Below are 13,213 nucleotides of genomic sequence, written 5' to 3'. Positions count from 1 at the left end.
GGCCACCGGGCCACCGGGCCACCGGGCTGCCAAGTAGGACGGCATCCATTGTGTGCAGCGGCGGCCCGCGCCCGCACCGCCAGCACGGGTTGCGATTTAAGATGCGCGCGTTTCCCGCCCGCGGGAAACAGCGAGCGGCCATGGAGCCCACGCACGCCTGCACAGCAGGGATGCGATGCAGGCTGGAGCCGACCGGTATCCCCTCACTACAGCTGTACACCATGGACTACCTGCAAACGCTCGCGGCCGACCCCGCCGCCTGGATCGCCCTGGCCACCCTCATTGCGATGGAGGTGGTGCTGGGGATCGACAACCTGATCTTCATCTCCATCCTCACCAACAAGCTGCCCGAGAAGGACCGCGCCCGCGCGCGCAACATCGGCATCGGGGCTGCACTGGTCATGCGGCTGGCGTTGCTGGGCACCATCGCCTTCATCGTCGGCCTGACCGAAACGGTGTTCACGCTCTTCGGCAAAGGCTTCTCCTGGCGCGACGTGATCCTGATCGCCGGGGGCCTCTTCCTGGTCTGGAAGGCCACCAAGGAAATCCACCACAGCGTGGACCCCGACCCCGGCCCCGACGTGTTCACCCCGCAAGGCCCGGGCCTGACCACGGCGGCAGCCATCGGGCAGATCCTGATGCTGGATCTGGTGTTCTCCATCGACAGCATCATCACGGCGGTGGGCATGACGCCCCACATCCCCATCATGGTGATCGCGATCCTGGTCACCGTCGCCGTGATGCTGTTCGCCGCCACGCCGCTGGCCAACTTCATCCAGGCCAACCCCACCATCGTGATGCTGGCGCTGGGCTTTCTGCTCCTGATCGGCACCACGCTGATCGCAGAAGGCTTTGGCGCGCCGATCCCCAAGGGCTACATCTACGCAGCGATGGCGTTCTCAGCGCTGGTCGAGGTGCTCAATATGGTGTCGCGCCGGGCGCGGCAGCGGCGCTCCGCGAAGTAACGACCGGGCCGCGCAGCGCTGCGGTGCGTTGCGTTGCGTTGCGTTGCAGTGCCGTGCAGTGGGGCAATCAGCCCCCGTTGCCCCGTTGCGGCACACCGGCCGGGTTAGTTGTCGAACCCGCCCCGGTACCCCGCACTGCTCGGCTCAACGATGTCGCTGGCCGCCTCCGCAGTGCCCATGGCCGAGCTGGCATTCAGGTTCGGGCCGGCGGAATACTTCTCGCTGATGGTTCCAGGGCTTGTCGGTGCGGCCGTGCTCGCCCCGGGCTCGCTGCTGAAAAGCCGTGGGCATGATCCTTCCGGACCTGGTGCTGGGGCTGGCGGGCACGGACGGCAACTCCGGCACGGCCCGCTATTCCTTCAGCGTGCCGGAGCTCACCGACGGCCTCCACTTCGTGGCCCTGGCGATAGGCGTCTTCGGCTTTGCGGAAATCACCGCCAACGTCGAGCAGTGCGAGCACCGCGAGTCCTTCGGAAGAAAACCTGCGCGGGCCCCTGCTGCTCTCGCGCGGCGAGATCCAAGCCCTTGCCTCAGCCCGCACCTCAGCCCATGCCACCGGCACACCCAGGCTAGCGGCCCTCGCCCATTAAACCGTTGGAAGGCAACATCTCGTCCAGCAGCTTGCGCGCCGTCTCCACGCCGGCCACAGGCAGGCCTGCGGGGTCCAGCAGCCCGACCTGCACCAGCACGCTGGCCTGGTCCCAGTAGATGTGCTCGTGGTAGAGCTTGTCGCCGCGGAACTTCACCACCGCCAGCAGCGGTATCTCCACACGCCGGCCCGTGGGCGCCACGCCGGGCAGCATCCACGGGATCTCGGTGGTGTGGGTGAAGCTAAAGAGCATTTCGTCGACCACCTGCGTGGCCCCGACCGTGCGGGAGATCGGGGTCAGGCTCGTGTCCGGCGGGTTGCTGTTGACGAAGTGGCGTGTGTAGAAGTCGTGCAGGTGCTTGTAACCCACTCCGCCCGTCATGGTGGGGATGTGGTTCACATACGGCTCGGCCACCATGGTCGCCATGGTGGCGTCCACGTCGCGGGTGGCGAACTCGTATTCGCAATGCTTGTCCCACAGCGCCGACAGGTCGTAGTGCGGGCCCATCTCGCGCCGCAGCGCGGCCACGCTGCGCTGGTGCGCCATGAGGGCCGACGGCTTGTGAAAATGGTCGCCGCCCACGCGGGCGAAGGCATGGTCGGTGCCGGGGTAGACGTACAGCTCCACGTTCTCGCGGCCCGACAGGGCCTGCACGATGGTGTCCCGCGCAGGCGGCGGGCAGAAGCCGTCGAGCTCGGCGATGTGCAGCACCAGGCGGCAACGGATGCCGGGCGCCTCGGCCAGCGCGGCCTCGATGCCCACGCCGTAGTAGCCCACGGCCACGTCGGCGTCGGTGCGGCAGGCCGCCAGATAGGCGAGCTTGCCGCCCAGGCAAAAGCCCAGCACACCGACCTTGCCCGGGCCGGCCGCGCTGCCCGCGCTGCCCGCGCTCTGGACCTCTGGCCGCGCGCGCAGGGCGGTGATGGCGGTTTGCAGGTCGTCCACGCCCTTGGCTTCATCGAAGCCCTGGTACAGCGCGAATGCGCGCGGCATGTCGCTGGCGGCGTCCAGCTCGACCTCGGGCTCCTGCCGCCAGAACAGGTCCGGCACCAGCACCACATAGCCTTCTTCTGCGTAGTAGTCGGCCACGTCGCGCATGGTGGCATTGACGCCAAAAATCTCCTGCGCAATCACCAGGCCGGGACCGCTGCCGCTGGCAGGGGTGGCGAGGTAGGCGCGAAAGCGGCCGCTGCCGTCGGCGGCGTCCAGCGTGGTCCATTGTCCTGGCATGGGATGTCCTTCTTGGTGGGGTAAGAGTCGGGGCGGATCGTTTCAGACACCGGTGCCGGCTGCGGCGCGGGCGGCCAGCGGCGCACCGGCAGCTGCACCCGCATGCCGGGCCAGCAACTGCCGGGTGACCACAGCATAGTCGGCGGGGTTCACCGGCTCCAGCCATTGCCTGAAACGCGTGACGGCGCCGAGCGGCAAGCCCATGTCCTGCAGCAGCTCGTCGATGTTGTGCACCGAAAACGGGATGATGTTGGTGCCCTTGGAATGCTTGCCATCGGTGCGCTCCTCCATCCAGGCCAGGCGCCGGTCGATCTGCGCATTCATGTCGGCCTGGGACGGCAGCTGCAGGCCGCCGCGCAGGTGGTTGGCCAGCCACAACGCACCCACCTCGCAGTTGAGCTGGCTGAAGAACGAGGAGTTGTAGCCATTGAAGGCCAGGCGCGGCATGCCCACCGGCAGGATGGAGCGGTAAAGCCGGAAGTTGCCGCGCGCATCGGTGATGCGCTGCATCACGCCAGTGTCGAAGAACGGCACCTGCTGGTGCCAGCCGGTGCCGCAGACCACGATGTCGGCCGGCACCGTCTCGCCATTGCTCAGCACGGCCTGGCCGGGCTGCAGCTCGCGGATGGTCACGCCCTTGCGCACGCCCAGTGCTCCCGCGGCCACCTTTTCATAAAAGCCATCGGTCACCAGGCTCACCGTGCTGCGGGCGATGGTCTCCAGCGGCGTGCCCGGGTGCAGGCCGATCTCGCGCAGCTTCAGCTGCCGGGTGACCACCGACTCCACACTGCCCAGCATGGAGTTGCGCACCGGGAGGCCCGCGCCGTGCAGGAATTTTTCGAAGCCCTTGGGCTCGATGTACTTGAACAGCGCCTCGCCCATGCGCGTGAGCAGCAGGAACTTGAAGTTCAGCACGTTCATGAACTTCTTCGGGATCTTCCAGATCAGGTGGCGCGCGAGCACTGTGGTGCTGGCGCTGTCGGCCGCAATGGCGTTGGCCACGTCGCACGACGACTTGCCGTAGCCCACCACCAGCACGTGCTTGCCGCGTGCAGCGCTCGCGTCGTTGAACTGGCTGGTATGGCACACGCGCCCGCCGCCCGCCACGAAGGCGTCCGCACCCGGATAGTGCGGCACCGCCGGTTCGCTGAAGATGCCGTTGCACACCACCAGGTAGTCGAAGCGGTGGGTTTGCGTTTGCGTTTGCGCTTGCATGGGCGTCACGCCATCGCCCTGTCCTTGACTTTGCGCAGGCCGCGTCTGCACCGTCCACGTGCCGGCATCTTCATCCAGTACCGCGCGCTCCACTACCGTGGACATGCGCAGGTGGGGCACCAGGCCGAAGTGCTCTGCATACGATTGCAGATAGGCCTGCACCTGCTGGCCCGACGGCCATTCGGGGTAGTGCGCCGGCATCGGAAAGTCCGACAGCGCGTAGGTGGTGCGCGGGTTCTGCGTGGTCAGGCCCGGATAGCGGCGCGACGCGGCCCACACGCCGCCCACGTCGGGCTCTTTTTCGAACACCGTTACTTCAAAGCCGAAGGCGCGCAGCACCTTGGCGGTGGACAGGCCGGCAAAGCCGGCACCGACGATGCCTACGGATCGAATGGTCATGGCGACTGCTCCTTCACGACATCAGCTGGGGAATGGCGGGGGTATAGGACTCGGGGCCCATGGCCGAGTAGCCGCCGTCGCAGGCATAGTCGGCCCCCGTCACGAAGCTGGCCATGTCCGAGCACAGGAACAGCACCACGTTGGCCACTTCGGCTGGGTCGCCCACGCGGCGCAGCAGGTGAAACGGCGCGGCCACGCGGTCGGTCTTGGCGCGGTCGCCGCCGGTGAGCTGGTCCATGATGGCCGACCACGTCCAGCCCGGGGAGACGCTGTTCACGCGCACACCCTCCCCCGCCAAGTCCATGGCCATGCTGCGCGTCAGCTGCACCATGGCCGCCTTGCCCACGGGGTAGAGCCAGCGCCCGGTCTGCGCCACGCCCGAGGAAATGCTGGTGAAGTTGACCACCGCACCGCCGCCCGCACGCTGAAAATGCGGGCGCACGGCCTTGAGCACCATCACCGCGCTGACCAGGTTCACGTTGAGCGAAGCCAGCCAGTCCTCCCGCGGCGATGCAATGCCATCGTCCAGATAGGAGCAGGCCAGGTTCACCAGGTAGTGGACCCCGCCGTGGCGCTCTGCAGCTTCGGCCACGCAGGCGGCGATCTCCGCGTCGCTGGTGATGTCGGTGCGCCGAAACAGCACGCCGGCACCCAGTTCATCCGCCAATGCCTGCCCGGCTTCTGCGTTGATGTCGGCCACCATGACCCTCACCCCCGCCTGGTGCAGTGCGCGCACCACCCCGGCCCCGATGAGCGTGGCGCCCCCCGTCACGATGGCGCTCTTGCCGCGCATTCCTTCGAACCCCTGGACCATGATGGTGACTCCTGTGCGTTGCGCCCCGGGCAGTGCGCCCGGCAGCCTTTGCTGCGCTGCAGCAGCGTTTACACGCCGACACAGTCGCGCCGATTGCCCCGGGGTAACGCTCTTGCGCAGGGCTCGGGGCCTGCACAAGAATAGAAAAGGAGCCGGCCCGACCGCATCCGGAAAGCGCAGGCCGTGTCCCTAAAACGCAGGATTTCGTTCGCACCGCCGCCGTGGCGCACCGGCTGCATGCAGCACACGATCCACCGACCGACCGACCGACGCACGCCCACGCCGCCAAGACCATGGACATCGCCCCGCAGAGCACTGCCGCCGACCGGCTACCGCTGCAGCGCTATCGCCTGTTCGACAGCCACGACCTGGACGAAGCGCGGGAGTTCGTGGGCCGCGTGTTCTGCCCGCACGACCTGGCCACACTGCACCCCGGCGACAGGCTGGACGCATGCCACCACAGCGCCCCGCTGCACCGCCATGTCAGCCTGAACTATGTGCAGTACGGCCCTGCGGTGCGGATCGAGCCCGGGTACCTGCGCAGTTTTTATTTGCTGCAGATACCGCTGCGCGGCGGCGCCACGGTCCGCTGCGGCGGGCAAGCGGTGGAGTCGCACACGCTGATGGCCTCGGTACCCTCGCCCACCGAGCCGCTGTCCATGCGCTGGCATGAAGACAGCCCGCAGTTCATCGTCAAGATTGAGCGCGACGCGCTGCACGCCCGCTTGTCGGACCTGCTGCAAGCGCCGGTGCAGCAGCCCCTGGTGTTTGACCTGGGCATGGACCTGGCCAACCCCGCACTCATGGGCATGGCCAGCTTCATCGCCTACCTGCGTTCGGCGGTGGAAACCAGTGCGTTCCTGCTGGGGCACCCGGTGCTGGCGGAACAGGCCGAGAACCACCTGCTCACCAGCCTGCTGCTGTCCGCGCAGCACAACCATTCGGCAGTGCTCGCCGCTGGCGCAGGCGCGGGCGCATCCACAGCCGGCGCCGGTCGCATGGTGCTGCCACGTGCCGTCAAGCGCGCGCAGGAGTTCATGCACAGCCAACTGGAGCTGCCCATCACCCTGGCAGACGTGTGCGCCCACGTGGGCACCAGCGCCCGGTCGTTGCAGCAGGCCTTTGCCCAATGCACAGGCAAAAGCCCCATGGCCTTTCTGCGCGACCTGCGGCTGGATGCCGCCCGCGCCGCACTGCAGCAGCCCACCAGCGCAGACCGCGCCCCGCACGTGGCGGACATTGCGGCGCGCTACGGGTTCTTCCACCTGGGGCACTTTGCAGAGGGCTACCGCAAGCGGTTTGGAGAGACGCCGTCGGATACGCGGCAGCGGGGGTCTGCGGGGCATTGATCGAGCCCGGGATTCGGAGCCAACGCCGAGGAATTAGTTGATGGGACGCACCGGCAAACCCGTGGGACACGTTGCCGGGTCACAAAAGCAAAAAGCCCAGCTCTTTGGAGTGCCCCCTTCACAGGATGCAAGGCATTCCCCAGGGCCGGAGCTGCCACGTGTCCCACATAAACATTGGCGACCCCCGATACAGGACATTCATGCACCAAAGCAAAGATGTTGCAGAAACTGGTTCCCAGCTCATCCTCAAGATCACGGATAGCCCTCGACAACGGACCCTGGTCAATGTGGATGCGCTCGCTGGCCCGTCGGAAGTTCAATTCCTCGGCAACGACGGCAAAGTGGCGAAAGTGTCGCACCTCAATCATTCCAGACTCATCACATTCGTTTCGCTCGCCGCGGCATCTCGACTCAAAACCCCATCATGGCGGCTGGTCCTCCGACTTCGAAGTCACGTCAGCGCTGCTTGAACCGTGCGGCACCAGTGCACCGCTTCCGGCACTTTTCATTTCAGATCCTCATCAAGACTCAAAGACGCTAGCTCGCCCAGGGTAAGGGGTTTGAGTGGTGGTCTGATGCGGTAGAAGCCTACTTCCGAGACATGCTTGTTTTGCTCGGCAGCCACGATGTGCGCCACGGTGTAGCCGCACTGCCGCCCCTGGCACGGGCCCATGCCAGCACGTGTGAACGCCTTCATCTGGTTGGGTCCGAGCGGCGTCAACGCAGCGGCCTTGCGGACGTCACCAGCAGTTAGCTCCTCGCAACGACAAACGATGGTGTCGTCAGAAGGTGCGAAGATTTCTGCCCGAGGCGGGTAGAGGGCATCCAGCATGGGTCGCAGGCGCAGGGTGCCGTGCAGTTGCTTACGCAATGCGGCGCTGTGTTCCAGCGCCGACTCTGCCGACAGGCGCCCTGCCTGCCTGGCTGCGCCAATGGCCGCGATTTCGCCCCGCACGCAGGCAGCTTTCGCCCCCCCGATGCCCGCGCCGTCGCCAGCCACGAAGACACCGCGCTTGCTCGTCTGTCCATACTCATCCAGCTCCGGAACGAGGCAGGACTGCTGGTCGTTCCACTTGTGCGAACAGCCCAGGGCCTGCGTCATGTGGATGGAGGGGATGACTCCCTCGTGCGACAGCAAGACATCGGCAGGCACACGCTCCACCTTTCCATTGGCCGTCGTGTACTCAAGCGTCTGTAGCTGCCCCTGGCCCAACGCCCTCAAGGCGGTGACGCCACGAATGCGCCGAACGCCAGCATCGCGAAGCTCACGCATCCACTGCAATCCTTTGGCGATTTCAGCGCGCTCCAGCAGCGCGGCCCCAGCCCATGGCATCGCATGCCGCCACTCGCCACGCGGCGAGGTGTCGAGCCAGCCCGCCACCTTGCCGCCGGCGCGGATCAATTGCGCGATGTATAGCAAAGGCAGTGGACCACTGCCGGCCACCCACACCGGCTTGGCAGGGATCTGACGCGAAGTCTTGAGCAGAATCTGCGCTGCACCCACCGTCAGAACACCCGGCAAGGTCCAGCCCGGGAACGGGGCCGGCCGCTCCTGCGCGCCGGTTGCAAGGATGACCTGGTCAGCACGCACGCACTCCGTCTTGCCATCGCGCTTGGTGAAGATGCTCCATCCGGGCTCGATCTGCCAAACCTGGGTCTGCGGTTCGTACATCGCGCCGCTGGCGTGAAACCTGCCTGCCAAATCAGCGCCCGCCCGGTACTCTGCCCCCAAAAGGTCTCCGGTGCTCGTGGGCGCCACGGTCTCGACCGCGCGCCAGATCTGGCCGCCAACAGCCGGCTGTTCGTCCAGTACGAGCACCGACAGGCCATGGGAGCGCAGCCGAATGGCGGCATGCATGCCCGCGGGGCCAGCGCCGATGACTGCAACGGATACGTGCCGTGTCATACGCCTACCCTCCGGCGGCCAAGCTGGCGTTCGACGCGCATTCCCTCTTTGACTGTCACGAGGCATGACTGGGTCGAGGGCGCCCCATCGACAACGGCCAGGCAGTCAAAACAGACACCCATCATGCAGAACGGAGCGCGCGGGCTCTCAAAGACTGGCGTGGTCCGGCTCGCCGCTGACTCCTCGCGCAGCAGGACACCCGCCACCGACTCGCCCTCCTCCGCCTTCACGGGCTGCCCATCTATGTAGACCGTCAACAGCGACGGTGCTGCATCAGGCAGTTTTCTGAACATCGAATCGGTCATAGTGGAACACGCTGAGGTTGGCAGGAAGCGCGCCGGCCGCGATAGCTTCGGCGTAGGTACCCGCATGGAAAGAAGCGAGGGTGACCCCCGAATGGCAGGTGGCAACATCTATGCCCGGATGGCTGACGGATTTGGCGTAGACCGGGTGGCCATCGGGCGTCATCACACGCAAAGACGACCATTGGCGGACAAGGCGGACGCCCGCCAGGTCGGGCAGGATGCGCAGTGCCTTCTTCGTCATTCGCACCGCACCTTCGGATGTCGTCGAGAGATCGAAGCCAACCTCTTCCGTAGTGACCCCGATCATTACCGTACCTTCGCTGGTTTGGCGAAGCCCGCTGGCAGGAATGGGTAGCAGAGGCGCGACGCGCTCCGTGACCAAAATCTGGCCCCGCTGGGGACGCAACGGCACGTCGAGACCCACGGTTCGCCCCAATTCGATGGCGCCAAGCCCGGCAGACAGAACGACGCGCGGAGCGTGCGCTTTGAAGCTGGCGGTTGCTACCTCGAAACCGCCACCAGGAAGCATCGACACGCCGGTCACCTTGGCGTGATTCCTGAGCGTGCCGCCGTTTCGCTGGAAGGCGGTCTGCAGCGCAGCAAGAAGCCGCAGTGGATTCACCTGTCCATCGTGCTCGCCGAAGCTGGCCCCCGCGACATCTTTTCCCAGCCTCACGCCAGGAAACCGTCGTTCGAGCTCGCCCCTCTCAAGAATCTGCGTGGAGACCGGAAGCTCGGGCGTCTGCCCGTGCCAGGCCTTCATTCTTGCGGACCGGTCAGAGAGCTCTGCGTCGCTCAGGCAAAAGAACAATCCGCCGTCTTGACGGTAGGCGAGCGAGATACCACTGTCGGCCTCCAGCCGCTGTGCAAATGCAGGCCATTGCTTGCACGCTTCGATGGACAAGCGGTGATAGTCGGGGTCCCCAAAGCCTTTCCCGTGCGCCCATACAAGCCCGAAGTTCGCTTTGGCTGCACGAAGGTCGGTGTCCTCGCCATCGAGCAGCAGCACCTGAAGTGTCGTTTGGGACAGGCCGTATCCGAGGGCGGAACCGACCATGCCAGCGCCCACCACGATCACATCAAACTCATTGTTCATTGATACTGCCCTCCGTGTTCAGCTCGGTGCGGGTCCAGTGCGAAAACGCCAGCCGAGCCCTGATGGATGGTGAGGATGGGTCGGTGGTGGCGCTGCACCATTGCGGAGCTAGCGTTGCTCACCGTCGGCGCAACCAACACGACTCCATGCTGAGGGATGGCAAAAACTTTCATCGTCCTGAACTTTTGAAAAAAGCTGATTCGGCATGTTGCGACGTTCATCGGGCTCGGCATCAACTGAGTGAATCGTACGAACAAGTGGTTAGCCTCCAAAGAGGATTTACCACTATCGATGCTTTTTTAAAATAGTTTTCTTTTCGAGCATAAATATTTGATTCAAAAGAGTTTTTTTTCACTTATGGTTCACTCAGATAGCATCTGATCATGAGCCCATGTCTTTTTGCTATTTCTATCGCGTGCCACAGACTCTCAGCGAGTGGGTCAGACGCGCCAAAGCCGATGCTGAACCCTGCAAAGGCTCGGCGAGCAGCCAAGCACAGCGGACAAATGAGCCCAAGCGCAAGCGCGAAGGTCAAGCAACCGCGAAGAGCTCCTGGGATATTGAAGCTTGCAAGCGCGTTTTGCGGTGGAGCGAAGTTCGACCGGCGTCTGCAGTTCTGAGCGCTCTGATTGACCTGCATCGCAATGTCTGCGGGGTCAGGCCTCCCCGCAAGGATCCTCAGGCTGCGCCGTTGGCGTGTCGGCGCCATGCAGTACTGCTAGGCGAGCCGCACAGGCGCTGACTGGAACCACGTGCCAACACATCGTGCCCGCTGGACCGGATCAACCGGCGTCTACATGCACAAGTGCTCAACCGGTGAGAGGTCAGCCACTTTGCGTACATCTCCGCCTGACGGGCCTAAGTGCAGGCGGCCTTCGTCATTGACGTGTTTGCTCCTCGCATCGTTGGCTGGCTGGTGCCAGCGCATCCCGAGGACTGGACGCGCAGCGTGCAGTGAATTCGCCTGGCTTGAAGAGCGTTGCGCTAACGCCTTGCGCTGCTTACCAATCCATCACCACGCAAGATCAGCTTGGCAGGCACCATCTTGCGGATCTCCCTGCGTGCGTGATCAATGAAAGGCTTCAGTATCAGCGTCGATGCATGCCGCGGGGATATCACCATCGAGTAATCCACAACGATCTCTGGTTCAAAAGGGATGAACTTGAGAAGGCTGCCGCTGTACCCGCTCGCTGTGAGGGGATCAATGATGGAAATTCCGGCGCCTGCCTCCGCCAGTTTGATCACTACCGAAGAGATTTGGGTCTCTACATTGATCCGGCGGCTGACACCGTGGGAGAGCATCAGCGAATCGATCTTGGTGCGCACTTCCATCAACGGTGCCATCGCGATGAAGCTCTCACCTTCGAAATCTTCTGGATGCAGAACCTTGCGAGCGGCCAGTCGATGTCTGACAGGGATCACACCCACCATCTTGGCTGAGACAAGAATCTCACTGTTGCCATGTCGCGTGGTTCGCATGGGGATCATGGCGAAACCCAGATTGCATCGTCCGCTCTGCACCATGTCCAGGACTGTTTCAGAGCTATGCATGTGCATCGTGACCAGCGTCTCTGGATGCTCGAGCGTGAAGCTTGCGATGGCACGCGGCAGGAACGACATGGACATATTCGGGGCGGCAGCGATTTCGAGGTGTCCCAGCTTGAGGGCCTTGATGCCTGATGCTGCATTTGCGATCCGCTCAATGCCCATCAACGAGTGGTTGACGTCGGCAAAAAGTAGTGTGGCTTCCGGCGTTGGAACCAAGCGACCTTTGTCACGGGAGAAGAGCGAGATGGCTATGCGCTCCTCCAAGTCAGCAATCAGGCGAGTGACAACGGGCTGAGTCACATCAAGCATTTCGGCCGCCCCAGTCACCGTCTTTCGCACCATGACGGCGCGAAACGCTTCCAGATGCCGGAGGGTAATTCTTTTATCCATAGTATTTCAGCATGGAATCATTCCTACTTGCTATTGTATCTACTCAAGCAGTCAATTTTCCTCAATTAAAACAACCACTTACACACCTAGGAGAACGGTATTGCAAAACGACATTGATGGTGGTTACCACCCTGGAATTGGCGCCGATTGCTCCTTAACATGACTGGACGCTTAACCATGCGGAAGAGCGTTCAACCACCGGCCCTCTCTGGTATCGAGCGCACACCAGGGAGCGCACCCGAAGGGCGATGAGTTCGTCGTCCGCAGTAGCGCCTAGTCATTGGAGTCAGGGGAGTTTTATGCGAAAGATTGTTGTGGGTCCCAAGAGCGTGTTTCTGATTCTTAGTTGCACTGCCGCACTCCATGCAGCACATGCTGCCTACCCAGAGAAGCCTGTACGGTGGGTAATTCCAGGTGCACCAGGTGGCTCTGTCGACTCGGTCGCACGCATTGTTGGACCGGCAGTTGCCGCGCGTTGGGGCCAACCAATCATCATCGACAACCGGCCGGGCGCGACTGGCACGATTGCCAACGATGCTACGGCGAAGGCCCTACCAGATGGATATACCTTGGGACAGGCGAGCATGTCCACTTATGTGATGGCCAACCATGTGCTTCCGCGGGTGCCATACAAGCCCAAAGAAGATTTCGTCAACATCGCGAAGCTGTGCACAAGCCCGTACCTGCTCGCTGTGAATCCGAATCTTCCGGTCAAGTCGGTTGCCGAGCTTGTAGCCTACGCAAAGTCTCGGCCCAACGAGGTGTTCTATGGATCGTCTGGAAACGGATCCGCCCTTCATGTGGTGACAGAGCTTTTTCGTTCGAGTACGGGCGTCAACATCACTCACGTACCCTACAAGAGCGTCCCAGCCTCTGAAATGGACCTCATCGGAGGTCAGATCCATATGATGATCGGGAACTTCGCATCGATGCAGCCGCACGTCCAGTCTGGAAAACTCCGCGCCCTTGCGATTACCAGCCCCAAGCGATCACCCCTCATGCCAACCGTGCCGACTATGGCCGAAGCTGGCGTGCCCGCTGCAGAAATCACAACCTGGGTAGGCGTGATGGCTCCCGCGAAACTTCCCGCCGAGTTCGCAACCAGAGTTCACGCGGAGTTCAGCGCAGCGGTGCGCGATCCGAAGGTGATCAAACAACTCGCAGATATCGGGTGCGAGGCTGACCCGATCACCATGGAAGCCTTTGATCGACTCGTGAAGTCGGACAACGAAAAATGGGGCGCCGTGATCAAGCAAAACAATATCAAGGCGGACTGACGAGAACGGGTGGGGCGGAGCGTTGGCTGCCGAGACAAAGACCAGCGCTTGCCGATCTGGTGATGCCTTCCTTGCGCACGCTGCCGCCACCAAGCAGGAATTGTGCTGGTCAATTCAGAAGCTGCCTTG

At 63.5% G+C, this 13,213-nt stretch carries 12 protein-coding genes and 1 pseudogene; 5 read left to right on the top strand and 8 right to left on the bottom strand.

The features are described 5' to 3' along the window. Window positions 1-221 precede the first annotated feature (221 nt). Together ACSQ3D_RS17155 and ACSQ3D_RS17150 are read left to right on the top strand one after the other, a co-directional pair. Window positions 222-965 carry a TerC family protein gene (locus ACSQ3D_RS17155; protein WP_056410047.1) on the top strand — a complete coding sequence of 248 codons (744 nt, stop codon included), beginning with the start codon at window positions 222-224 and terminating at the stop codon, window positions 963-965. 144 nt (window positions 966-1,109) lie between these two features. Further along, window positions 1,110-1,437 (top strand): annotated as a pseudogene (locus tag ACSQ3D_RS17150) (tripartite tricarboxylate transporter permease); the annotation flags it as partial. Between the two features lie 97 nt (window positions 1,438-1,534). On the opposite strand, the gene ACSQ3D_RS17145 reads toward ACSQ3D_RS17150, so the two are convergent. From ACSQ3D_RS17145 to ACSQ3D_RS17135, 3 genes are read right to left on the bottom strand one after another with little or no spacing between them, the layout of a single operon-like run. Beyond that, a complete protein-coding gene (locus tag ACSQ3D_RS17145) occupies window positions 1,535-2,785 on the bottom strand; it encodes a dienelactone hydrolase family protein (RefSeq protein WP_436127684.1) in 1,251 nt (416 codons plus the stop codon). 42 nt (window positions 2,786-2,827) lie between these two features. Continuing rightward, window positions 2,828-4,399, bottom strand: a complete 1,572-nt coding sequence (locus ACSQ3D_RS17140; protein ID WP_396505173.1) for a flavin-containing monooxygenase — start codon at window positions 4,397-4,399, stop codon at window positions 2,828-2,830. Between the two features lie 13 nt (window positions 4,400-4,412). Beyond that, window positions 4,413-5,213 (bottom strand): SDR family oxidoreductase, encoded by an 801-nt coding sequence (locus ACSQ3D_RS17135; RefSeq protein ID WP_436127683.1) that lies wholly within the window; start codon window positions 5,211-5,213, stop codon window positions 4,413-4,415. 293 nt (window positions 5,214-5,506) lie between these two features. Between ACSQ3D_RS17135 and ACSQ3D_RS17130 the strand changes: the two genes are divergently transcribed. Next, window positions 5,507-6,562 carry an AraC family transcriptional regulator gene (locus tag ACSQ3D_RS17130; RefSeq protein WP_436127682.1) on the top strand — a complete coding sequence of 352 codons (1,056 nt, stop codon included), beginning with the start codon at window positions 5,507-5,509 and terminating at the stop codon, window positions 6,560-6,562. Here the strand turns inward: ACSQ3D_RS17130 and ACSQ3D_RS17125 are convergent. After that, entirely contained in the window at window positions 6,499-6,882 is a 384-nt protein-coding gene (locus ACSQ3D_RS17125; RefSeq protein WP_436127780.1) for a helix-turn-helix domain-containing protein, read from the bottom strand. The two genes, ACSQ3D_RS17130 and ACSQ3D_RS17125, sit on opposite strands and share 64 nt — an antisense overlap. Between ACSQ3D_RS17125 and ACSQ3D_RS17120 the strand changes: the two genes are divergently transcribed. Next, the gene (locus ACSQ3D_RS17120; RefSeq protein ID WP_436127784.1) at window positions 6,763-7,032 is read left to right on the top strand and encodes a hypothetical protein; all 270 of its coding nucleotides are present in this window, start codon (window positions 6,763-6,765) and stop codon (window positions 7,030-7,032) included. The two genes, ACSQ3D_RS17125 and ACSQ3D_RS17120, sit on opposite strands and share 120 nt — an antisense overlap. Before the next feature lie 35 nt (window positions 7,033-7,067). On the opposite strand, the gene ACSQ3D_RS17115 is transcribed toward ACSQ3D_RS17120, so the two are convergent. The 4 genes from ACSQ3D_RS17115 to ACSQ3D_RS17100 form a co-directional block, all read right to left on the bottom strand. Then, entirely contained in the window at window positions 7,068-8,468 is a 1,401-nt protein-coding gene (locus tag ACSQ3D_RS17115; protein WP_436127681.1) for an FAD-dependent oxidoreductase, read from the bottom strand. Further along, on the bottom strand, window positions 8,465-8,773 hold the full coding sequence (locus tag ACSQ3D_RS17110; protein ID WP_436127680.1) for a (2Fe-2S)-binding protein: 309 nt from the start codon (window positions 8,771-8,773) through the stop codon (window positions 8,465-8,467). The genes ACSQ3D_RS17115 and ACSQ3D_RS17110 overlap by 4 nt, the downstream gene beginning before the upstream one ends. Continuing rightward, window positions 8,742-9,869: an NAD(P)/FAD-dependent oxidoreductase gene (locus ACSQ3D_RS17105; protein ID WP_436127679.1), complete on the bottom strand. Its 1,128-nt coding sequence runs from the start codon at window positions 9,867-9,869 to the stop codon at window positions 8,742-8,744. The genes ACSQ3D_RS17110 and ACSQ3D_RS17105 overlap by 32 nt, the downstream gene beginning before the upstream one ends. 984 nt (window positions 9,870-10,853) lie before the next feature. Then, window positions 10,854-11,807 (bottom strand): LysR substrate-binding domain-containing protein, encoded by a 954-nt coding sequence (locus ACSQ3D_RS17100; RefSeq protein WP_436127678.1) that lies wholly within the window; start codon window positions 11,805-11,807, stop codon window positions 10,854-10,856. Between the two features lie 248 nt (window positions 11,808-12,055). Here ACSQ3D_RS17100 and ACSQ3D_RS17095 point away from each other — a divergent pair, with 248 nt between their 5' ends. Then, a complete protein-coding gene (locus ACSQ3D_RS17095) occupies window positions 12,056-13,084 on the top strand; it encodes a Bug family tripartite tricarboxylate transporter substrate binding protein (RefSeq protein WP_436127677.1) in 1,029 nt (342 codons plus the stop codon). Window positions 13,085-13,213 lie beyond the last annotated feature (129 nt).

Origin of the sequence: Acidovorax sp. LjRoot117 (assembly GCF_964252695.1) — a bacterium.
Taxonomy (GTDB): domain Bacteria; phylum Pseudomonadota; class Gammaproteobacteria; order Burkholderiales; family Burkholderiaceae_C; genus Acidovorax.
This window is presented reverse-complemented; position numbering and strand designations above follow the sequence as displayed.